Below are 21,574 nucleotides of genomic sequence, written 5' to 3'. Positions count from 1 at the left end.
CTTGCTTCTCTTTTTTATAATGAAAACCCGATTCCAGGCTTATCTAACATCGAAATGGATTGCCCATTGAATATTGGACCACCTGCAACAGGATCTTTCACACAAAGAATAGGTCCATCTAAATCGACCATCGTAATATTTTTTTGTGAAGCAGCAAAATGAGCTGCCGCGCTGACACTAATTTTCGTTTCCAACATGCAACCGATCATACATTGAATGCCATTTGCCTCTGCAATGTTGCATATTTTTTGCGCCTGGTATATCCCTCCAGTTTTCATCAATTTAATATTAATAAGGTCAGCCGCACGTTTTTCAATCACCGTAATAGCATCCTTTGGAGAAAAAACACTTTCATCCGCTAAAATATTAGTGATGGTGTTAGCAGTTACATATTGCATTCCTTCTATATCACTGTAATGAACCGGTTGTTCCACTAGTTCAATATTTGCATTTGCATCTTCTAAGGCACGAATAATTCGTACAGCTTCTTTAGGGGTCCAACCTTGATTGGCATCTACTCGTAATGTAATCGTCGGACCTACCGCATCCCGTATGGCTAAGATTCGTGCAATATCACCAGCTGGATCTTTGCCAACTTTAATTTTTAATATTTGAAACCCCCGTTTGATAGCTTCTAAACTATCCTTCACCATTTCTGCTGTCTCATTAACACTAATCGTAATATCTGTTACGAGCTCTTTTCGATAGCCCCCTAATAATTTATAAAGGGGGGCTTGATAACGTTTAGCAAGCAAATCATAAATAGCCATATCGATGGCCGCTTTTGCGCTCGTATTTTTGTATATGCTTTTGTCGAGACGTTCCATAATTTGTGAAATGTCTTCCACATCCATTCCGATAATGGCAGGCTTAATATATTCGTTAATCGCTTCAGTAATGGACGCATTCGTCTCACCGGTAATGACAGCAGTAGGCGCTGCTTCCCCTATTCCTATTTGCCCGTCATCTGCATGAACATAAATCGCAATATTCCGAATATAATAAACGGTTCGAAGAGCCGTTTTAAATGGAGTGATTAGAGGTGCCTCTACTACCCCTATTACTATGTCTTTTATTTTCATTAAATCACCTTTCAACTATTTACCTTTAAAGGATTCATATCCCTTTATTGGGAAATGGAATGGAGAATTGATTACGTTAAAAAATGTAAAATCCGTAACACTTCATAATAATCTTCCGTTACAAATTCCACCGTATTGTGCGGTTTAAAAGTAGCGCCCGGATAAAATGAATTACGATAGGCACGTGTATGATCCCGATATATGATTTCAACGACAAACTTCTCTGGCAACTTTACTTGTAATAACTCTCGATCGGCTTTCATCGCTTCTTCCACAAGTCTTTTTGTTTCAGCAATCGTAACCATTGGACTAACACTGATTGTGGCACTTCCAATTCCTTCTTTTGTTGCAAAGGTCACAATGTTTTCATTCACTGAATGAATTTCCTCTGTTAGGCCAACATCTCCACTAACAAAGGCAACTGGTACACCATGTATAGCAGCAGCATACGTATTAATTAGAAATTCGCAAGCGTACTCACCATTAATTTTTACATCTGCATTTACAACAAGGGTATGGGCTAATGGATTTCGATGACTTCCCCCCTTACTGTGATATCCGATAAATATCGCTCGATCAAAACTTTCATCTAATCCTGTTACCATACACATTGGATCACCAGTCCACCCTCGAATTACTTTACAATTCGCAGGCAAGTTGGAAATATCCAAATTCCGCGCAGAATCATGGGCATCTTTTAACAATATTTCCGTCGCTCCACCCGCAATCGCCCCTTCTACGGCAGCTTCTACTTCCTTTGTCATTTGCTGTAAAAAAGGTTGAATATCTGGTGTATTTAATTCCGTTTCAATCCAAGCTGTCGTTCCAGTAATTCCCTCTATATCTGCACTAATATATACTTTCATCGAAATCGAAACTCCTTTACGAGGTTATTTTCAATTGTTACTTCTACACCACCATATTGGGCTTTCTTTTCTCCCATGCGTCTTGCCCATTGAATGTTTCCGTAGTCATAATGCCACCATTCCCCTAAATAGTTTGCAAATCCAACTGCAGTCATGCAGTTATACAACAACCTTCTATTCTGTAAAGCATATACATTTTCATCTAGATGATCTTCAAAATAACGGGTTACGGATTTTTCACTCAATTCATCAAATGCCGTGCCTAAATCAAGAGGATCCCCCTTTACATTCCCTAAAGTTAAATCTATGGCACTGCCCGTTAAATGGGGAGAAATTCGATCAGGCTCAAAACTTGGATAAGCAACATATTTTAACGTTTCATTTATTATCTCTTTTTCTGAAAATGTCGGGTTATTTCTTTTTATTTCATTTAAAAAAAGATGGAATAAATTTTGCTGTACCTGAAACGGTCGAAAACCATCATATAAAATCAAACTATACTCTTTAGGTAATAGTTGAAGGACATGTTGTAACTTTTCATACACTCCTTCTCGTAAATAAATGGATGCTAAACTACCTGAAATTTGTTGTTCAAAATACATCGGCTTTGTAAAAATCCTTGGATGATCATCTTTGATTTGGACAAGCTGTTCCTTATTGTCCACAATAATCGGGCTCACACTATCTATTAATCTCTTATTTTCAACAATTGGATCAAACATATGATGAATAAAACATCACCTCACACTATGTATAAGTAGCACAGATATTTAAATATTTAGATTATTCAGTATTTAAAAACAAATCTATCATACTTTACATTTTTTTACTAGGTAAAAAATAATATTTTTGCCATTTTAATGGCGCTTTCACTAGGATGTTATATTAAATATTTTCCATAAGAAATGTAGGAAATGTAAGTTTTCTATTAAGGGGCAGAATGAGTATTCTATAATTGCGATAAAAAGAAAAAGTTACTTAAGCAATTTATACTTAAATAACTTTGAATGTTTTTATTTTTCTTCAAATGAATAAGCATGAACGATATGGCCATTTCGTCCTACTGTCGTTTCTGCTTGGGAGAGAGAATTAAGTATTGCTTCCTCTGTTGCCTCTGCAGCTGCTGTAAACAGTAAATTCATTACAGCATGATCCTCACGTAGTTGTGTACGAACTTCAACTACGCCATCAGTTGTATGAGGAATGGAATGAGCCGTAGTAAAACCAATCACAATATCTCCACTTCCATGGGAGAAATGGCTTCCCGTTCGTCCTAATCCTATACCACATCGTTTAATAATTCTTGTCAGTTGCCTGCTACTTAAAGGAGCATTTGTTGCAAGGACGATTATAATCGATCCATCTGTCGGTGAAATCGTAGAAGAATACTGGGTACTAGATTTTATGTATCGTTCTTTTAAAAATTCCGAACTGCTTCCAAAATTGCTTAATACGATACATCCTACCGTATAAGAACAGTTCATTCCTTCAACATGGACGAGGCGGGAAGAAGAGCCAATCCCTCCTTTATAACCGAAACAAACCATTCCTTTCCCTGCTCCAACAGCTCCTTCTTCAGCAACTTTAGTTGATGCGTTCAGAATCGCTTCCATCGCATGATCTGGTGTGACAGGAAAGGAGCGAATGGAGTTCAAATAACTGTCGTTACACTCTCCGACAACAACATTAACCGTACCGGTCGTAACACCAATTTCACGATTAGATTCTAACATATATTCAAGTGTACCTTGTGTAACGGCAGGAACAGCGAACGTATTCGTTAACATAATTGGAGATTCAATGACCCCTAGTTCGTTAACTTGAACAAGACCTGTCGTTTTGCCAAATCCGTTTAGGACGTAACTTGCTGCAGTTACCTTTTGCTGAAACAAATTATTTCCATGGGGTAAAATTGCTGTTACTCCAGTACATGCATATCCCCCCTCCTGATTTAATGGATAATCTAATGTCACGTGGCCAACTTTGACACCGACCACATCGGTAATACAATTTTTCTTACCTACAGGTAACTTGCCAATTTTAATTCCTAGTTCCCTTACTTTTTTGCCCATTTTGCCCCTCCTTTTTGCTTACACATTTATGTATTATGGAAGATACCATTTCGGAATGGTATTTTTGAAATTGTCATGGTCCTCTAACACTTCCAATGAATGTTTTAATAGTATATCGAAGGTTTCTGGTACGCTTTTTAATCCCCATACAAGTGAAGAAACGATATGCATTGCACTATATAAAGCGTATAACTTCCAAAAATAAGAAGAATCCATTGTCTGACCAGCAAGATAGCCAGCAATGACTCCCCTAGTAAATTCAACACTAACTTGTTTTGAGAAAAAACCTAACTTTTGTAAATCATGAATCGGATCTCCCCAATCCATCCTTTCAAAGTCAATAATGCCAGCAAAGGTCTTATCCTTTATTAATAAATTTGAAGGATGAAAATCATCGTGTTGAAATGTATTCGGTCGACCAATCATCAAATCTTCATTTTCTTTTATATAAGACTCTAGTAATTGTTTTATATTTTCATCAATATTAATATTTTTCAATTCAAGTAAATAATAATCGCTTTTTTTCTTTTTTACTATGTCCCAAGAAGGATAATGGGATGGGGCTACTAATTGATGTAATTTTCCTAGTTCATTCCCTGCCATATATCCGGCATCATATTGTTCAGTAGTAGTTAATTCTTTCAATGCTTCTTCTGCATCTTTCCCAGGTAAGAATGAGACGATCATATAACATTTATTTAGATCTTCAAGATGATTAAATTCGATTGTTTTTGGGACACATTCGGAAATGCTAGATAGTTGATGGATCGTGTCAAATTCTATTTTTCTTTTTACTTGTTGGTCCATGGGAAAAATTCTTAAAAGAAACCGCTGATCAATGACAAATTTTTGGTCGTTTGAAAATCCTTTTGTTAAAGGTAGAATGCTATCGGCATTTTTTAAATAGTCGATTCTCTTTATTAAATTGGATTCCAACTGATTACCTCCAACTATGTATTTATTTCCATGTAATATTCGATATTGCATTATAAAAACCTCTTTCTTACCACCTTCTCATTAGGATAGTTGAATTTTCTCATGAAAAGAATATCCTCGTGGATTTTAAGAAATAATAGGAAAGGTGTCATCACCAACTAACTTCGATGGAGGGACTTTTATGAACAATATTCGTGAAGGATTAATCCCAACAGTGCTAGGTTCAGCAGTAACAGCTGCAGGTTATGCCATGAAACAAAAAAGTTCTAACAAAATGTTAGCAAACACGATTTTCGGTTTCGGTTTAGCCCATATTGTATTAGGTGCAATTGACCTAGTTGAACATCGTCGTTAGTTAAAAAGGAAGTGTCTAAGGCACTTCCTTTTTTTATTGAATATTTAGATTTCACTCAAATGGATTTTCCGTGTAAATATAGAAGCTCCGGAAAAATACATTTTGGTTTTTTCTACATCATACTTTTTGGTGATTAGCAATCATTACAGAGAAAACAAAACATTTAAGAGGTTTTATAATACATTTTTCTTATTTCCTACTGTCATTACTCGATTAAAGCCTATTTCACAATTCTAGTAAAACATAATTTATTATGACTAGAAAAAATAGAAAAGAGGTACAAAACATGCGTCGTCCTAGAATAGGATTGTGTTATCCCGGTTATCGTTACTGCGGACCCGGCTGTTCAGGGCCCGGTGCACCAACAAACCCAGTTGATGCTTGCTGTAAATTTCATGATGAATGCTATTTACAAAATAGCAATAAAAGATATTGTGATCGGTTATTTCAACAATGTTTATCTTCCTACACCCATTCCAATAGTAAGATGGGAAGAGATGCAAGATTTTTTTCTAGAGCTATCAACTTAAAAAATTTTTTCTTTTAAAGATAGAAGGAAAATCCTCTCAGCTAGATTTTCCTTTTTCTTTTGTAATAAGACATTATGAGGAAGTTGGCACTTTATTAATCGTCAATAATTGCCCCTCTTGTACGAATAATTGCCTCGATTCCGTTATTTCGTGTAATAATATGTTGGATTTCTTTTGTACTTTCAATTCAACACGATTGGAATTTAAAAGATTTGCCACTTGAACTGTACACGTTTTATAAGGTGCCATATGATTTTGGATATATTGTAAAAGTTCTCTTAACTCCCACGCTTTTTCTACTCCATTAACAATCTCCACTTGAACAGGGAAATCAAATCCAGGTATTGTTTCAACCTCAGCCTCCGTCATATCAAGGGAACCATTCCCTAAACCCATTTTTTGATCGGATGCTAAATAATAATAATTCGTCATAAACCGCTTCTCCCATTCTTCAGTTCTTTTATATAAATTCATTATTTTTAAATTATCATAAAAAGAAAGATTATTTCAAAAAATAGATTTGGTGGTATACTATGGAATAAAAATAAAAGATAAAGAAGGTTTCCATATGAAATATAGTTTTCGAAATGATTATAGTGAACTATGTCATCCAGCTATTTTAGAAGCATTAAACAAAGCAAGTAACGAGCAAAATGTTGGATATGGACTAGATCGGCATTCAGAAAATGCGAAACGATTAATTAAAGAGAAGTTGGAAAGCAATGATTGTGACATTCATTTTGTAACCGGCGGAACACAAGCAAATGCTTCTGTCATTTCCCACATACTTCGCCCATACGAAGCGGTACTAGCTTGTCATTCCGGTCATATTAACGTTCACGAAACGGGAGCGATTGAAGCAACCGGCCATAAAGTTTATACCGTTCCTGGACAAGACGGAAAACTTTCCCCAAAAGATATTGAAGCTGCATTAACTTACCATCAAGACGAACATATGGTGAAAATCGGATTAGTTTACATTTCCCAATCAACGGAAATTGGGACAGTTTACACACTAGATGAACTTTCAACATTATATGAATACTGTAAGCAACACAACCTCTATTTGTATATTGATGGAGCACGACTTTCAAGTGGACTGGCAGCTAGCGATGTGAAGTTTAATATGTTAAAGGATCTTTGTGACGTTTTTTACATAGGTGGAACAAAAATAGGTATGTTAAGTGGAGAAGGAATCGTCATCTTTCATGATAAATTAAAACCATATTTCCGTTATCATATTAAAAATAAAGGTGCTATGCTTGCGAAAGGATTTGTTGTCGGAATTCAATTCGAGGCTGCTTTTAAAGATGATTTATATTTTAAAATGGGGCAACATGAAAATGAACTTGCAAGTTTTCTAAGTCATGAGTTAAAACGATTAGGTGTTCCCCTTTTAAGTGAATCTCCTACAAATCAAATCTTCCCCATTTTCCATAAAGAAGTAGTTGATGCATTAAGGGAAATGTATGAATTTGAAATTTGGGAACCTGTAGAAGATAAAATCGCTATTCGGTTCGTTACATCTTGGTTTACTACGAAAGAAGTTTGCCAGGAGTTAATGGAGGATATTAAAACACTGATCCAAAAATAATGAAAATTTATCGAAGAAAATCAACCTCCTGCCCCACTAGCAGGAGGTTATCATTCCTTAAAGTTTTCTTAATAAACTTTTTCTTGCCTCATGTTCAATTTTACGGTCACAATCTTCGCAAGAAAATCTTCCATTCATATTTCGTTTGTATAAATTATATTTCCGAGTTCCTTCGATCACATGAAATGGTTGCTTACAAAAAATACATTGTAGTTCGTAGCTTATCAAGCTAACCCCTCCTTAAATTGTGATGAAGCTTTTTTAGAATACAAGATAATATACAATAATAATGCAAATAGAACTCCTAATATTCCAAAGGAAACCGTCGTAAATTGCAACGTAAACCATTCTGCAAATAGACCAATAAACAATGTAAACAGTATTTGAATTGTACTTTGAAAAATATTCGCAATACTGCCGAAACGTCCCATTATTTCACCTGGGACACTTACTTGATAAAACGTATTGTACCCTGCATTACTAAATGCCATAAAAAACCCTAATGTCACAAAGCTTATTAACGCCAAATACATTGTTGACGAACAATAAAATAACGCATAAAAGAACATCGTTAAAAATAAACCATTTGCGATATATTGCCGACTTGTAAACTTATTGGCGTATTTTGCAGCAACCATACCACCGACAATAGCACCAACACCCGCCACACTGACCATCATTCCATATAAACTATCTGATAACGCCAATTGCTGCTTGATAAAAGTAGCTTCTTGGGAATCAAGGGCATGGGCAATCATTAGTGTTAACTGGAAAAATAAAAATATCTTTATGAATAAGCTATCTTTTTTGACAAAATCCATGACCGTCACATAATCTTCCTTTAGCATTTTCCAAGTCATCGTTTCCCTGACCGCTTCTGGTTCTTCTACATTGGGCAATAAATAAATGGCCCATGCACAAGTAAAGAACGTTAAGCTATTTACCCACATGGCGACAGATGTATCAAACAATAAAATAAGTCCCCCTGCAAGTGCTGGTCCGATTAAAAAGGAGCCTGAATTGAACATGCCTAATAAAGCATTAAATTGTTGTTTTTCTTCATTTGGTACTGATTTTGTAATATAGTACGTACTGCTCGGCGCAAAAAAGCTACTCGCAATATTGGCCATAAAAAGAAGAAGATAGATGAACCAGATGGAATCCATAAATGGCATCAACAAGACAATGGCCCCCCGACTCACATCACTTACTATCATTAGTTTTCGCTTATTCGTCCGATCAATGATAGAACCTGCAATAAAACTCGTTAATATTCGAGCAATTGGTCCAACAATATAAACTCCTGCCATTGCAGCTGGTGATTCGGTTAAATGCCAAACGAATAAATTTAATGCCACAAGGTAAATCCAATTTCCTAAATAGGAAAATCCAAACCCAAAAAAGATTAAATAATATTTCCGAATCATTTTCATTTTATCGCCCCCAATGGAACTAGCTCATAATCTTTCGTTTCTTCAATTCAAGATAACAATGAATAGCGAAGAAACGAAATGAAATTCCGAACATTTTTTCCAACGTTAAAGGGTACGAAAGGAATTGTAAATCGTTGGTCCGCTTCTTCAAATTTAAAATTCGGATTGGTATATCTATATGGATAATATTAACACCTACCAACCATTCTGTATATTGTCAAAATTCTGAACATTAAAACACAAAAAAAGTAAAGAAAAACATACCGTTTTCCTCTACCTGCTTATTATAAATAATATTCATTTTGTGATACTTGTTCTTACATTATTGCGAAGTGGCCATCTCAAATATTTCATTCGTAAAAGCCTCTTCTACATTAGCAGGTTTTTCGATTACCCCAAATTGGTGGGCGATGTCTGCTGTTTGTTGGAACATTTCCGCATCGGTTTGTCCAATCTTTTCCGGATCAAACCCTTCTGGAACGACAAGTTTTGCCACTTCTTTCATCATCGTCAATTGGTGTTCCCTTGTACTACTTCCTTCTTCAGATTCAGCCATTATAATATCTACTGCACCTTCTGGATCCTTTATCGCTTCTTGCCATCCTTTAATGGAAGCCCGAAGGAATTTTGCTGCCGTCTCTTTATTTTCTTCTAACCATTCTTTATTGGCAAATAGATTATCCTCGAGCATCGCAACACCTTCATCATTCATATCAATCACATTTAAGTCACTTTCTGAAACTCCCGATTCAAGAACAACATGATATTCATTATAGGTCATAGCAGATGCTGCATCTAGTTCTCCCGATAAAAACTGATCCATCGTAAAAGCTTGTTTTACAAAAGAAAGATCGCTATTTGGATCAAATCCATATTTATCAAATAAAGCTAATAGTTCAAATTCATTTCCACCCATCCAATTACCAACATTTTTGTCTTCTAAATCTTCCGGCGACTCAATTCCGGCATCCTTTTTCGAAATAAGTAACAATCCACTTTCTTGATAAATTTGTGCAATTTGCACTAAAGGCAACCCTTGTTCAATATGGGGTAATAAACTTGCTACCCAGTCAACCCCGATATGTGCCGCTCCATTAGCAACCTGTTGTTCCGGCACAATGTCAGGGCCACCTGGAGCAATTGTTACATCAAGCCCTTCTTCCTCATAATATCCTTTTTCAAGCGCTACATAATAACCGGCAAATTGGGCTTGGGGAACCCACTTCAATTGCAATGTAACAGGCGTTAAACCATTACTTGATGATTCAGAATTAGTCCCACTTTCCGTTTCAGATCCACACGCAGTCAATATCATAACTATGACAAGTACAAATAGTGCAAATAAACGATAAACACTATAAAATTTTCGTTTCATTCCCATTCCCCCTCTAATTCATTGTCATTTTATCTAAATTAAATGAATCCATTACGTTCTCTCAGAAGTATGCCAACTTAAGAAAACTTTCTCTAAACCTTCCATTATTAAATAAAAGAGGACCCCTCCAATCGAAGCAATGACAATACAACACCATCCAAGGGGCATTTGAGCAATTTTAATTGAGTTGGAAAGTAAATAACCTAATCCTTTTGAAGAGTAGAAAAACTCACCAACAAGGGCACCAATCATGCTTGCCGTCGTATTAATTTTTAAAGCAGTAAATATATATGGTAGGCTATTGGTGATTCTTAAATATCGAAATACTTTAGTTTTTTTAGCTGCGTAGGAATACATTAAATCTAATGCAAGTGGATTTACATTCATTAACCCTTTATTCGTATTTATTGCCATAGCGGCCATTGTCGTTATTGTAACAATTGCTATTCTTGAGCCAATTCCATTGCCAAACCAGAGATTCATAATCGGTGCTAAAGCAACAATTGGAACCGCATTGAAAGCGACGATTAACATTAATGCACTTTTCCCCCATTTTGGAAAAGCTGCCGCAAGTATTGCCCAAAGAAACCCGAGTGCTGATCCAATAACCATTCCGAAGAAGGCTTCCGTTAATGTATAGCCTGTGAAGGAAATAAGGGTACTAAAATTTTCAACGAAGGCTTCTCCAATACTTGTGGGAATCGGTAATTGATAAGTTTCTAACTGGAAAATACGGTGAAAAACTTGATATTGCCATAATAATAAAAACAAAATACCCGCTATAAGAGGTAAGAGAACTTTACGTACATTCTTCTTTCTACTTGTTCTTTTTTGAGAGATTGAAAATGTAAAAGGAAGAGAGGACGTTTCTTGTTCAACAGATGATTCGACCCACGTCTTATGATCAGCAATTTTTTCTCCCATCTATTTATCTCCTCCTGACTTTCGAAATTCCGGTTGCCATGGGGTGACTATTCGCTCTATAACAGTAACAATGAAATAACTTACTATTCCTAAGAAAGCAGCAAAAAGAACGGTTAGCCAAAACATATAATTATGGGAAGGGCCATAGTAAAGATTACGAAGCATAAGCACCCCTAATCCTTTTGTTGCACCCATTAACTCTACTAAAATCGCACCTGTAACAGCTAAAGGTGCTGCAATTTTTAACCCCGTAAAAAGACTTGGCAATGCCTGTGGAAAGCGAAGCCGGGTATAAATGGTCCACTTTTTTGCTGCATAGGAGTACATTAGTTCAAGGGAGGAAGGTTCAGCACTGCGCAAACCTCGTAACATATTTAGAGTAACAGGGAAAAAGGTTGTATAAGCTGCAATCAAAATTCTGGCTAATTGTTCATCTCGAAAAATACCATACACAATCGGTGCTAAACCTAGAATAGGAATCATTTGGGAAGCTACAGCATAAGGAAAGGCGAGTTGTTCTAACCATTTTGTCAGACTCATCAAAATAGCTAATACAATTCCTCCAACAGCCCCTAAAAGAAATCCTAGGGAAGCATTGGCCAAGGTAACCGAACCTTCCGAAAAAAGGGTTCCGGAATATTGGGTAAAGGTGATAACTAATTCATGAATATAAGGAACTTTCGATTGGGCTAATGGAACATCTAACGTTAATAAAAGCCAAGAAAGAAACTCCCAAAGAAACAATAAACCGATAACTAACATGATCGTAGGAACCCATCGACTTCGATACACTTGCCACTTCATCGGCTACACTCCTTCAAAACTTTGACGAATGTCAGATATTAGTTGATAAAATTCGGGACTGTTTCTCATTTCCTCTCTTCTTGGACGAGGTAGGGGTATATTTACTACTTTCGATAATCTTCCTGGATGTGGGGATAGAACAAAAACACGGTCTGATAAAAATACCGCTTCGGGGATACTATGGGTAACGAAAACAACGGTACTACCTACCTTAGACCAGATGGAAAGCAGTTCTTCATTTAATCGCTCCCGGGAAAATTCATCTAATGCAGAAAAAGGCTCGTCCATTAGTAGAATCTCCGGCTCAATGGCTAATGCCCTTGCAATGGCTACACGCTGCTGCATTCCACCACTTAATTGCCAAGGGTATTGATCTTTAAATTTTGAGAGTCCTATTAATTCTAGTAATCGTTCAGCCCTCTCTTCCCGTTCTTCTTTTTGTAGCCCTATCATTTCCAATGGCAATGTAATATTCTTTTTAACTTTTCGCCAATCATACAAAACAGGACTTTGAAAAACGATACCATATTTCCGTGCCAATCGAGCCTCTTTTGCTGTTCCGCCTGAGATAGTAATTTCACCACTTGTAGGTTGCAATAAATCTGCCATTATACGAAGCAATGTCGTTTTCCCACAACCGGACGGTCCGAGTAAAGATACAAACTCTCCCTTTTGAATATTTACTGTCACTTCTTTTAACGCCAGTACTTCAGTTGAATTCGTTTTGTAACACATACTTACTTGACTCATCATAATTTCCGGACTGTCTATTTTCGTTATTGTCATGAACATCTCTCCTTCTCCATTCCATTGTCGGAATAACTAATTATTTAATGGCAGATTTTATCACTCAATATGTGAAGATTGTTTACATAATTATATAGCGAGGAAATTGTCATATACATTAGACAAAGTGTAAAAAGATTACGTAAAAAATTTACTATTTTGAACTTCCAATAGTTTTCATGCATATTCGGTAGCTAAAAATTAGAAAATTCTTTTTCGAGCGATACTATATTAAATAAATCTTATAAACTCGGAAAACAAAAAAAGTTCAACCAGAATATCGGTTGAACTTCTTTAGGCATTCACTTTAAAATCCGAAGGTTAATTCCCCGGAATTGTATAAACCAGTTACTGCACCTATTACAAGCGCAATAAGAATAACTAGCGCTGGATGCCATTTCAATTTTTCAAGTAATACATAACTTCCTACTAATAAAATGATTGTATAAATGAGTCCTAGACTTACAACACTATCTTTTGCAAAATCGAACGTCATTACACCTAGTAGAACAGCTATGACCGGCCGTACTACAACGCTAATATTTTTAACTTGAGGCTTATCTTTATGTTTCAGTAAGACCGCCATTAACAGCAACATTAAAATAATGGATGGGGCTACTGTAGCAAACAAACCTATAAAACTACCAAGGAAACCACCTTCTGTATAGCCAATGTAGGCAGCAAGTTTCGTAGCAATCGGTCCAGGTAATGAGTTACCAACCGCTAACACTTCACTAAATTCCTGGTTTGTCAGCCAGCCGTAATGGTCTACAACTTCCTTTTCTACTAACGGAATGGAAGCCGGTCCACCACCATAACCTAAAATACTCGATATAAAGAAGGCCCAGAAAATTTCCCAATATATCATTTCTTTAACCCCCTTCGGCTAAAGGGAAGAAACACGTAAATAATTAAAGCTAAAATCACGATTGCTGGATGAATTTGAAGTAATTCCGTTAAAAGTAAAGCACAAAATATAAAAATTGATCCTTTTAACCAGCCAAGGGTTTCCCCTGATTTTTTTATAAAATCCCACGTCATCGTCGCAAGCATTACAGCGACAACAGGTACAACTGACATGGACATATGTTGTACCCATGGTATATCTTTAAATTTTTGTAAAACTTGCAGTAAAAAAATCATGATGATGGCAGTTGGAGCAACCGTTGCAAGCAAGGCACCGATACAACCAACGACACCGGCAACACGATAGCCAATATAACCGCCCATTTTCGTAGCAATTGGTCCTGGAAGTGTGTTAGCAATAGCTAATGTATCCGAAAATTCCTCATCTGTCATCCATTTATATTTTTTTACGGCTTCTTGATGCACAAGGGGAATAGCAGATGGCCCCCCTCCAAAGCCTAACATTCCTACTCGAAAGAAGGCGACAATAATATCCCAATTTCTTTTCCAATAAGGGCGTGGTGGTTCAGGAGTTAGGGACTCAGGTGCCTGTTCTTTCTCTACAGTTTTTACCAAGCCGCTATTGCTCCATCTGTACGGGATTCTGTTCCACCTTGCAATACTCCAGTTTCTGGATTTCGCCAAATAATTTGACCACGCCCGAAACTACCACCATCCGAAGTTACATGCACATCATGACCTTTACGTGCAAGCGCCTGAACTAAGTAGTTCGGGAACTCCGGCTCCACGTGTACCGTTTTACCCTTCATCCATTGCCATCTTGGCATATCTAAAGCTGCTTGAGGATTTAATAAATAATCAATCGTGTTCGTTACAACTTGGAAATGGCCTTGAGGCTGCATATAACCACCCATTACACCAAATGGTCCGACTGCTTGCCCGTCCTTCGTTAAAAATCCTGGAATAATCGTATGATATGTTCTCTTACCAGGCTTTAACACGTTCGGATGGGATTCATCTAAACTAAAGTCTGCTCCACGATTTTGCATCGCGATGCCCGTTCCCGGGATAACGATTCCCGAACCAAAGCCCATATAATTACTTTGAATATAGGAAATCATATTTCCTTCTTCATCTGCAGCAGCTAAATAGACAGTACCACCCTTTACTAATTCAACAGGTTGCGGATCAAGGGCCTCATCACCAATCATTTGGCTGCGTCTTTCTGCATAACGATCAGACAATAATTCTTCAACAGAAATCGGCATTTCCTCCGGTTCTGTTATATATGCTTGACCATCTGTAAAGGCCAGTTTCATCGACTCAATTTGATGATGGATCGTTTCCGCGCTTTGCCATTGGGGCGTTGGTAATTTTTCGAATATATTTAATGCCATAAGAGCTACCATTCCTTGCCCATTAGGTGGAATTTCCCAAACATCATAGCCTCTATAATTGGTGGAAATCGGCGTTACCCATTGGGGTTCAAATTGGCTTAAATCACTTTTCGTTAAAAATCCATTATGCTGTTTCATAAATGAATCAATTTTATCAGCAAGTTCTCCTTCATAGAAGGAGCGGCCTTCCGTTTCCCCAATTGACTTCAGTGTTGCAGCATGACCCGGTGATTTCCAAACTTCCCCTATTTCAGGGGCTCTTCCATTTGGAGCAAAAGTTTCAAACCATGCATCAAATTCTTCTGTTGCAAAAGTCGTTTTAAATTTGTTATAGGCGATACGCCAATATTTCCCTAAAATCGGCGTTAACGGATATCCTTCTTCCGCATAGCGGATTGCTGGTTTTAATGATTCTAATAATGGTAGACGCCCAAAACGTTTTGCCAATGCCGCCCATGCAGCTGGGACACCCGGAACGGTAACCGGAATAACACCATGTACTGGCATTTTGTCAAACCCTAACTCCTTAACTGCATGAGCTGATATAGATTGTGGAGAAGGACCCGAAGCATTCAATCCATGCAATTGATCTTTGATCCATACTAACGCAAAAGCATCACCACCGATTCCGTTTGAAGTCGGTTCAACAACAGTTAAAGCAGCCGCTGTCGCAATGGCTGCATCAATCGCATTCCCACCCTTTTGTAAAATTTCTAATCCTGCTTGTGCTGCTAATGGCTGTGAAGTAGCCACCATCCCCTTTTTAGCAAAAACGGTATGTCGTTTTGATGCAAATGGGTGAAATAAATAATCCATAAACATTCCTCCTATAAACAACATTCAACTACATAGTACCAAGTTTCATTTGTTTAAATATAGTTTACTACGAAACTAATATTCCCCCTACTATTTTCGTAGGAGGAGTTTTCTTTACAATATAGACTGACCTGCAAAATGACAGGCAGCAAAATGATTTGGTCCGTATTCTTTCCACTCCGGTTTTTCAGCTGAACATTTTTCCGTTGCAATTGGACATCTCGTATGAAACGGACAACCACTAGGCGGATTTGCCGGATTTGGTAAATCCCCTTGAAGACGAATTCTCGAACGATTCCGATTAACGGTAGGTCTTGGAATCGCCGATAATAATGCTTGCGTGTATGGATGAAGAGGCTTATCAAACAAGTCTTTTACTGTACCAAGTTCCACCGTATTACCTAAATACATAACAAGCACCCGATCACAGAAATAACGTACGACACCTAAGTCATGGGAAATGAACAAATAAGAAAGCTGATATTTCTCCTGTAATGTCTTTAACAACTTTAATACTTGAGCTTGAACGGACACATCAAGGGCCGAAACCGCTTCGTCACAAATGACAAAGGAAGGATTTAAGGCAATGGCACGGGCAATACCTATCCGTTGACGTTGCCCCCCACTAAATTCATGGGGATATTTATAAAAATGATCCTCTTTTAATCCAACTTCTTCTAATAAACTAATGACCGCTTCCCTTTTTTCCTTTGCCGACATGTCTGTATGCATCGTGAACACTTCCTCCAACGCATGACCAATTCGTTGACGGGGGTTCAATGAGGCAAAGGGATCTTGGAAAATCATTTGCATTTGTTTTACAAACCGAAGCTTTTCTTTTCTCTTTAAATCTTGAATTTCAGTACCTTGAAAAAAGATTTTACCATCGGTTAACTCTTCTAATCCTAAAATAGCTCTACCTAATGTTGATTTTCCGCACCCCGATTCACCTACTACTCCTAAACTCTCCCCTTCAAAAAGCTTAAGGGAAACATTCTCCACCGCTTTGACATCGCCTTGTTTCCGTTGCAGAACGCCACCTTTAATAGGAAAATATTTTTTAATGCCTTGGAGTTCTAGGAGCACCTTTGAATCAGTATTTTCTTTTGGCGATGTTTTTTCTAAAGCGACTTTCATTTGTTCACCCCCTCTTCCGTTAACCAACAGCTCACTTTATGACTTGCTGATACTTCATATACTGTCGGCTCTTTTGTCCGGCAAATATCCGTTGCAAATTGACATCTCGTATGGAATCGACATCCAGTGATTTGTTCATTTAGACTAGGTAGAGATCCAGGAATCGATTCCAATTCAAAATCTGGATCGTCTACATTAGGTACAGAATTTAAAAGACCTATTGTATAAGGGTGCTTTGGGTTATTAAAGATTTCTTCAACCGTTCCTTCTTCAACCTTTTTCCCTGCATACATCACCATAACCAAATCAGCAACTTCGGCTACAACACCCATATCATGGGTAATCATCATGACACCCATGTTGTACTTTTCTTTTAAAGCTTTAATGAGATCAAGAATTTGAGCTTGGATCGTAACATCTAATGCGGTCGTCGGTTCATCCGCAATTAACAATCCTGGATTACAAGATAAAGCAATAGCAATCATAACCCGTTGACGCATTCCTCCACTCAGTTCGTGGGGGTATTGATTCATCCGTTTTTCCGGGTAAGGAATCCCTACTTGTTTTAGCAATTCAATCCCTTGTTTTGTTGCTTCTGATTTCGATAACCCATGATGAATCATTAACGGTTCCCGAATTTGATAACCAATTGTAAGTACCGGATTTAAAGCAGTCATCGGTTCTTGAAATATCATTGAAATTTTATTACCGCGTATTTTACGCATTTTTTCTTGTGGTAAATTGTGAATTGGGTTGCCTTCATAAAGAATTTCTCCACTCGTAATCTTTCCATTGCTAGGTAATAGTCCAATTACCGAGAGAGAAGTAATACTTTTACCGCAACCTGATTCACCGACAATGCACAGTGTTTCTCCTTTTTGTAATGAAAAGGAGACATCTCGCACAGCGGGAAGTTGTCCGTCTGCTGTGCGAAATTCCGTCACAATGTTTTTGACTTCCAGTAATGTCTCTCCCATAATGTAACCCTACTTTCTGCATTACTTGTAAAGGTGTGTGAACAATCTGTAAGTGGTGTATCCAACCCATTGTTCATTAACCGACCGGACAAGTTAAGTTTGTTCCCTTTTTGTCCCGTTAACTTTTCAACTATTTTGCTGTTACAGCAGAAATATCCCATTTCCCAGTCGGATCAAGAATTAGCCCTTGTAAATTACTACTCAATGCTGCTGTTACAACGTCGTGATACATTACGACTACCGCATCATCTTGAAGCATTAATCGATTTGCTTGATCTAAAATCGTTAAGCGTTCTTCTTGATTTGTCGTCGTTCTTGACGCTTCTACCAGTTTATCGAATTCTGGATTACTATATTGGGCACGGTTTGATGAACCAACATTATCGCTATGGAAGTTAGGGTAAAGTAATTCAGAACCATCTGCAGTTACGTTTGACCAACTTAAGAATGTAAGGTCATAATTTCCCGCTCTTGCAGTATCTAAAAATGCTGCCCATTCCATCGTTTCAATTTGAACATCGAATCCTGCCTCCGCTAATTGAGCTTGAACAACTTCAGCCATTAATACGAAGTTTCCACGGTTAGCAGTAAGTAACGTAATCGGACGTTTATCATAACCATTTTTCTTTACTAATTCTTTTGCTGTTTCTAAGTCATATGGTGTTCCAGCATTATCAGCAGTATCTTTATAACCAAACACTTGAGGTCCGATGACACTGTCGCTTCTTACACCTAAACCATTTAATTTTGAAATAAATGCATCGCGATCGATAGCACTTGCTACCGCTTTTCTAAACTCAGGATCTTGATTTTCAGGACGGGAGAAATTGAATGTTAAATAGTATTCTCCTGTACCATTTACTTTTTCGACATTAACATTTTTCATCCCCTCAATCCGGCTTAACTGTTCAGTTGGAAGCTTGTCAATAAATTGTACTTCCCCTGCCTGTAACATAGAAATTGCTGTGGATACTTCTGGAACAACTTTTAAAATGAACTTTTTCACTGCCGGTGGGCCATCACGATATTCAGGATTAGCTTCTAATACAACTTGGTCACCTGGTGTCCAACTAACAAACTTAAATGGACCTGTCCCAACTGGTTCCTTCATTAAATCTTGCTTTTGATCAGCTGTTGGACTAACAATCGCTGCATTCGAATGGGATAAAGCTGCTAAAAATGGTCCGTATGGATATTTCGTTTTAATTTCAACTGTGTAATCGTCAATAACTGTAATTGTATCTACCGGTTCTAGTAAACTTGCACGAGGTGCTGCTGTTGCTGGATCTCGTAGTTTATCAAACGTATATTTCACTGCTTCTGCATTGAAGTCTGTTCCATCATGGAATTTAATTCCTTGTTTTAATTTGATTACCCAAGTAAGTTCATCTGGGTTTTCATAGGATTCAGCTAATAATGGTTTAATTTCCATCGTTTTTGCATCTCTTTCAAAAAGAGTTTCATAAACATGTTCAATAACGTTAGAAGATGCTGAGTCATTTGTCATAATCGGGCTTAAACCAACTGCATCTGTTAAAGAAGCATACGTTAAACTTTCAACTTCCTTCGAACCTCCACTAGATTCATTGCTTGATTGAGATGATGAATCATCGCTCGAACAGGCTGCTAATAATAGAGCCGTAATGAGGGTAAACATTAAGAACCAATTTTTCTTCATTTTCATTCCTCCGTTTGTTTTATTGAATATCCATATTTGGATCAATGGCATCGCGTAATCCATCACCCACTACATTAAAGGCAAACACGGTTAACATAATGGCAATACCTGGTATTATTGTTAAGTGGGGGGAAGTCCACATAAATGCTTGTCCTTGGGAAATCATCGCCCCCCATTCAGGCGTTGGCGGCTGAGCCCCTAATCCTAAATAACTTAGTGAAGCCGTAGAAAGAATGGCTGTTGCCATCCGCATTGTGGCAAATACAATAATTGGAGCAAAGGCGTTTGGCAATATATGTTTGAACATAATGCGTAAGTCCGAAGCTCCTAACGATTTCATCGCCATGATATATTCCTTTTCTTTAATGGAAAGAACGGAACCTCTAACAATTCTTGCACAAGTAGGGATTGACCAAATACTTATAGCAATGGCCACATTGATTAAACTTGTTCCTAAAATGGCAATAATCAGCATGGCAAGTAAAATACCTGGGAATGAGAACAACAAATCTACTATTCTCATAATCAAGCCATCTAGTTTTTTATAATAACCACCGAGCATCCCGAGGATAACGCCACCGATAAGTCCTAAAGTTACGGCAACAATCCCAACGATTAAACTAATACGTGCTCCATATACAATTCGGCTCCATACATCACGGCCGTAATTGTCTGTTCCTAACCAATGATTTTCACTAAACATCGGAAGCTCACTTAAATTTAAGTTTTGCTTTACCGGATCATGAAAAGTAATAAACGGGGCAAATATTGCCATGGCGATTTGGAGCGCGATAATAATTAAACCAGCAACTGCCAGTTTATTTTTTAACAATCGTTTCGTAATGACGATAAAGGTTTTTTCTTTCTTCTTTTCTTTTTTAATACTTGTTAAAGCTACCGTTTCAGCCATTGTCATCCCCCTTTCTTACTGATATTTAATTCTTGGATCAATATACGTATAAACAATATCGACGATCAGATTTACTAGAACAAATAAAGTTGCGACTAGTAATACAGATCCTTGTACCATCGGGAAGTCGCGGGCTGCAATCGCATCAATCATTAAACGCCCAACCCCATTAATAGCGAACACTTTCTCAGTAATAATCGTGCCACCTAACAATGCACCGAAATTCAAACCAATTACTGTAATGACAGGAATCATCGCATTTTTTAAAGTATGAATCCAAATAACACTGCGCTCTTTCACGCCTTTCGCTCTTGCCGTTCGCACATAATCAGCACGAACAACCTCAAGCATCGAAGACCTGACCATTCGGGCAATCATCGCTGCCGAACCGGTTCCGAGCGTTATGGCTGGTAAGATGAGCTGTTTGATTCCTTCTGCTGTCCACCACGGATCTGACAATCCCGCTACCGGGAGCCATTGAAGATTAACGGAAAAGATTAAAATAAGAATGGAACCTAACCAAAAGTTTGGAATGGAAATTCCTCCGAGGGCAAAGGTAGTCGAAGTGACATCCAACCAGCTATTGTGCTTCAATGCTGAAATTAAACCAGCGAAGATTCCAATTATAATCGCAATAATCATACTGGCGACGGCAAGCTTTAATGTGTTTGGAAATCGAATAGCAATAGCCTCAGCAACTGGCTGGCGGGTTTGATAGGAGAATCCTAAATCTCCTTGAGCTAAGTTGGCTATGTAGCGACCGTATTGAGTGAGGAAAGGATCATTCAATCCTAAATCATCTCGAATGGCTTCTAGATCGCTTTCTGTTGCAGTTGGCCCTCCAATCATAGAAGCTGGGTCTCCAGGTGCAAGATACATAGAAGAAAAAACTAAGAAGGTAATTCCAAATAATAAGAAAATCAATTGAAAAAACCTACGGACAATCATTGCAATCATTTAACAGCCTCCTTTTCGAACATTTGTAAACCAAATTTTCAATTTCACTTACTTAATGTTCTGAATAATTTAAAAACG

The 21,574-nt window shown here is 37.6% G+C and carries 22 protein-coding genes; 3 read left to right on the top strand and 19 right to left on the bottom strand.

Features of this window, described 5'->3' with window-relative positions:
• Nucleotides 1–14: 14 nt before the first annotated feature.
• The 5 genes from ACH0B5_RS03765 to ACH0B5_RS03745 all read right to left on the bottom strand — a co-directional run bounded on the left by ACH0B5_RS03765 (nt 15) and on the right by ACH0B5_RS03745 (nt 5,007).
• On the bottom strand, nt 15–1,082 hold the full coding sequence (locus ACH0B5_RS03765) for a dipeptide epimerase (protein WP_122971622.1): 1,068 nt from the start codon (nt 1,080–1,082) through the stop codon (nt 15–17).
• A 71-nt stretch (nt 1,083–1,153) separates the two neighbouring features.
• Nucleotides 1,154–1,948: a M55 family metallopeptidase gene (locus ACH0B5_RS03760; RefSeq protein ID WP_406927408.1), complete on the bottom strand. Its 795-nt coding sequence runs from the start codon at nt 1,946–1,948 to the stop codon at nt 1,154–1,156.
• The gene (locus ACH0B5_RS03755; protein WP_406927407.1) at nt 1,945–2,628 is read right to left on the bottom strand and encodes a M15 family metallopeptidase; all 684 of its coding nucleotides are present in this window, start codon (nt 2,626–2,628) and stop codon (nt 1,945–1,947) included. The genes ACH0B5_RS03760 and ACH0B5_RS03755 overlap by 4 nt, the downstream gene beginning before the upstream one ends.
• A gap of 333 nt (nt 2,629–2,961) precedes the next feature.
• Complete coding sequence (locus tag ACH0B5_RS03750; RefSeq protein ID WP_341362397.1) at nt 2,962–4,020, bottom strand: P1 family peptidase; 1,059 nt, start codon at nt 4,018–4,020, stop codon at nt 2,962–2,964.
• 33 nt (nt 4,021–4,053) lie between these two features.
• The gene (locus ACH0B5_RS03745; protein WP_122971574.1) at nt 4,054–5,007 is read right to left on the bottom strand and encodes an aminoglycoside phosphotransferase family protein; all 954 of its coding nucleotides are present in this window, start codon (nt 5,005–5,007) and stop codon (nt 4,054–4,056) included.
• Nucleotides 5,008–5,137: 130 nt separating this feature from the next.
• Between ACH0B5_RS03745 and ACH0B5_RS03740 the strand changes: the two genes are divergently transcribed.
• The gene (locus tag ACH0B5_RS03740) at nt 5,138–5,311 is read left to right on the top strand and encodes an asparagine synthase (RefSeq protein ID WP_122971573.1); all 174 of its coding nucleotides are present in this window, start codon (nt 5,138–5,140) and stop codon (nt 5,309–5,311) included.
• A gap of 253 nt (nt 5,312–5,564) precedes the next feature.
• Nucleotides 5,565–5,858, top strand: coding sequence for a Parvovirus coat protein VP1-like protein (locus tag ACH0B5_RS03735; RefSeq protein ID WP_338322892.1), 294 nt, complete (start codon nt 5,565–5,567; stop codon nt 5,856–5,858).
• Between the two features lie 55 nt (nt 5,859–5,913).
• Here the strand turns inward: ACH0B5_RS03735 and ACH0B5_RS03730 are convergent, their stop codons facing one another.
• Entirely contained in the window at nt 5,914–6,273 is a 360-nt protein-coding gene (locus tag ACH0B5_RS03730) for a hypothetical protein (protein ID WP_122971571.1), read from the bottom strand.
• 136 nt (nt 6,274–6,409) lie between these two features.
• On the opposite strand from ACH0B5_RS03730, the gene ACH0B5_RS03725 reads away from it, so the two are divergent.
• Entirely contained in the window at nt 6,410–7,435 is a 1,026-nt protein-coding gene (locus ACH0B5_RS03725) for a threonine aldolase family protein (RefSeq protein WP_406927406.1), read from the top strand.
• Nucleotides 7,436–7,659: 224 nt separating this feature from the next.
• Here ACH0B5_RS03725 and ACH0B5_RS03720 read toward each other — a convergent pair whose 3' ends face one another.
• The 13 genes from ACH0B5_RS03720 to nikB all read right to left on the bottom strand — a co-directional run bounded on the left by ACH0B5_RS03720 (nt 7,660) and on the right by nikB (nt 21,496).
• A complete protein-coding gene (locus ACH0B5_RS03720) occupies nt 7,660–8,868 on the bottom strand; it encodes an MFS transporter (protein WP_406927405.1) in 1,209 nt (402 codons plus the stop codon).
• Between the two features lie 322 nt (nt 8,869–9,190).
• Nucleotides 9,191–10,243 (bottom strand): ABC transporter substrate-binding protein, encoded by a 1,053-nt coding sequence (locus ACH0B5_RS03715; protein ID WP_122971568.1) that lies wholly within the window; start codon nt 10,241–10,243, stop codon nt 9,191–9,193.
• 51 nt (nt 10,244–10,294) lie between these two features.
• The gene (locus tag ACH0B5_RS03710; protein WP_406927404.1) at nt 10,295–11,167 is read right to left on the bottom strand and encodes an ABC transporter permease; all 873 of its coding nucleotides are present in this window, start codon (nt 11,165–11,167) and stop codon (nt 10,295–10,297) included.
• Nucleotides 11,168–11,971 (bottom strand): ABC transporter permease, encoded by an 804-nt coding sequence (locus tag ACH0B5_RS03705; RefSeq protein ID WP_122971566.1) that lies wholly within the window; start codon nt 11,969–11,971, stop codon nt 11,168–11,170.
• Nucleotides 11,972–11,974: 3 nt separating this feature from the next.
• Nucleotides 11,975–12,763, bottom strand: a complete 789-nt coding sequence (locus tag ACH0B5_RS03700) for an ABC transporter ATP-binding protein (protein ID WP_406927403.1) — start codon at nt 12,761–12,763, stop codon at nt 11,975–11,977.
• 301 nt (nt 12,764–13,064) lie between these two features.
• The gene (locus ACH0B5_RS03695) at nt 13,065–13,625 is read right to left on the bottom strand and encodes a chromate transporter (protein WP_122971564.1); all 561 of its coding nucleotides are present in this window, start codon (nt 13,623–13,625) and stop codon (nt 13,065–13,067) included.
• On the bottom strand, nt 13,622–14,155 hold the full coding sequence (locus ACH0B5_RS03690; protein WP_277749710.1) for a chromate transporter: 534 nt from the start codon (nt 14,153–14,155) through the stop codon (nt 13,622–13,624). Before ACH0B5_RS03690 ends, ACH0B5_RS03695 begins: the two co-directional genes overlap by 4 nt.
• A 77-nt stretch (nt 14,156–14,232) precedes the next feature.
• Complete coding sequence (locus tag ACH0B5_RS03685) at nt 14,233–15,837, bottom strand: gamma-glutamyltransferase family protein (RefSeq protein ID WP_122971562.1); 1,605 nt, start codon at nt 15,835–15,837, stop codon at nt 14,233–14,235.
• Nucleotides 15,838–15,951: 114 nt separating this feature from the next.
• Nucleotides 15,952–16,974 (bottom strand): ABC transporter ATP-binding protein, encoded by a 1,023-nt coding sequence (locus ACH0B5_RS03680; protein ID WP_122971561.1) that lies wholly within the window; start codon nt 16,972–16,974, stop codon nt 15,952–15,954.
• Nucleotides 16,971–17,951, bottom strand: coding sequence for an ABC transporter ATP-binding protein (locus ACH0B5_RS03675; RefSeq protein ID WP_406927402.1), 981 nt, complete (start codon nt 17,949–17,951; stop codon nt 16,971–16,973). The genes ACH0B5_RS03680 and ACH0B5_RS03675 overlap by 4 nt, the downstream gene beginning before the upstream one ends.
• Nucleotides 17,952–18,081: 130 nt before the next feature.
• A complete protein-coding gene (locus ACH0B5_RS03670; protein ID WP_406927401.1) occupies nt 18,082–19,629 on the bottom strand; it encodes a glutathione ABC transporter substrate-binding protein in 1,548 nt (515 codons plus the stop codon).
• A 19-nt stretch (nt 19,630–19,648) separates the two neighbouring features.
• Nucleotides 19,649–20,545: an ABC transporter permease gene (locus ACH0B5_RS03665; RefSeq protein ID WP_122971559.1), complete on the bottom strand. Its 897-nt coding sequence runs from the start codon at nt 20,543–20,545 to the stop codon at nt 19,649–19,651.
• 9 nt (nt 20,546–20,554) lie between these two features.
• Nucleotides 20,555–21,496: a nickel ABC transporter permease gene (nikB, locus tag ACH0B5_RS03660; protein WP_341362403.1), complete on the bottom strand. Its 942-nt coding sequence runs from the start codon at nt 21,494–21,496 to the stop codon at nt 20,555–20,557.
• Nucleotides 21,497–21,574: the final 78 nt, after the last annotated feature.

It is taken from the genome of Ureibacillus sp. 179-F W5.1 NHS, assembly GCF_045369345.1.
GTDB lineage: Bacteria > Bacillota > Bacilli > Bacillales_A > Planococcaceae > Ureibacillus > Ureibacillus halotolerans.
Note: the sequence above shows the minus strand (reverse complement) of the source record. Positions and strands in the feature narration are given on the sequence as shown.

What these genes read in the sequence shown, in the direction of transcription:
- ACH0B5_RS03765 (WP_122971622.1), bottom strand. Translation starts at nt 1,082, where the DNA reads ATGAAAATAAAAGACATAGTAATAGGGGTAGTAGAGGCACCTCTAATC.
- ACH0B5_RS03760 (WP_406927408.1), bottom strand. Translation starts at nt 1,948, where the DNA reads ATGAAAGTATATATTAGTGCAGATATAGAGGGAATTACTGGAACGACA.
- ACH0B5_RS03750 (WP_341362397.1), bottom strand. Translation starts at nt 4,020, where the DNA reads ATGGGCAAAAAAGTAAGGGAACTAGGAATTAAAATTGGCAAGTTACCT.
- ACH0B5_RS03745 (WP_122971574.1), bottom strand. Translation starts at nt 5,007, where the DNA reads ATGCAATATCGAATATTACATGGAAATAAATACATAGTTGGAGGTAAT.
- ACH0B5_RS03740 (WP_122971573.1), top strand. Translation starts at nt 5,138, where the DNA reads ATGAACAATATTCGTGAAGGATTAATCCCAACAGTGCTAGGTTCAGCA.
- ACH0B5_RS03735 (WP_338322892.1), top strand. Translation starts at nt 5,565, where the DNA reads ATGACTAGAAAAAATAGAAAAGAGGTACAAAACATGCGTCGTCCTAGA.
- ACH0B5_RS03730 (WP_122971571.1), bottom strand. Translation starts at nt 6,273, where the DNA reads ATGACGAATTATTATTATTTAGCATCCGATCAAAAAATGGGTTTAGGG.
- ACH0B5_RS03725 (WP_406927406.1), top strand. Translation starts at nt 6,410, where the DNA reads ATGAAATATAGTTTTCGAAATGATTATAGTGAACTATGTCATCCAGCT.
- ACH0B5_RS03720 (WP_406927405.1), bottom strand. Translation starts at nt 8,868, where the DNA reads ATGAAAATGATTCGGAAATATTATTTAATCTTTTTTGGGTTTGGATTT.
- ACH0B5_RS03715 (WP_122971568.1), bottom strand. Translation starts at nt 10,243, where the DNA reads ATGAAACGAAAATTTTATAGTGTTTATCGTTTATTTGCACTATTTGTA.
- ACH0B5_RS03710 (WP_406927404.1), bottom strand. Translation starts at nt 11,167, where the DNA reads ATGGGAGAAAAAATTGCTGATCATAAGACGTGGGTCGAATCATCTGTT.
- ACH0B5_RS03705 (WP_122971566.1), bottom strand. Translation starts at nt 11,971, where the DNA reads ATGAAGTGGCAAGTGTATCGAAGTCGATGGGTTCCTACGATCATGTTA.
- ACH0B5_RS03700 (WP_406927403.1), bottom strand. Translation starts at nt 12,763, where the DNA reads ATGTTCATGACAATAACGAAAATAGACAGTCCGGAAATTATGATGAGT.
- ACH0B5_RS03695 (WP_122971564.1), bottom strand. Translation starts at nt 13,625, where the DNA reads ATGATATATTGGGAAATTTTCTGGGCCTTCTTTATATCGAGTATTTTA.
- ACH0B5_RS03685 (WP_122971562.1), bottom strand. Translation starts at nt 15,837, where the DNA reads ATGGATTATTTATTTCACCCATTTGCATCAAAACGACATACCGTTTTT.
- ACH0B5_RS03680 (WP_122971561.1), bottom strand. Translation starts at nt 16,974, where the DNA reads ATGAAAGTCGCTTTAGAAAAAACATCGCCAAAAGAAAATACTGATTCA.
- ACH0B5_RS03675 (WP_406927402.1), bottom strand. Translation starts at nt 17,951, where the DNA reads ATGGGAGAGACATTACTGGAAGTCAAAAACATTGTGACGGAATTTCGC.
- ACH0B5_RS03670 (WP_406927401.1), bottom strand. Translation starts at nt 19,629, where the DNA reads ATGAAGAAAAATTGGTTCTTAATGTTTACCCTCATTACGGCTCTATTA.
- ACH0B5_RS03665 (WP_122971559.1), bottom strand. Translation starts at nt 20,545, where the DNA reads ATGACAATGGCTGAAACGGTAGCTTTAACAAGTATTAAAAAAGAAAAG.
- nikB (WP_341362403.1), bottom strand. Translation starts at nt 21,496, where the DNA reads ATGATTGCAATGATTGTCCGTAGGTTTTTTCAATTGATTTTCTTATTA.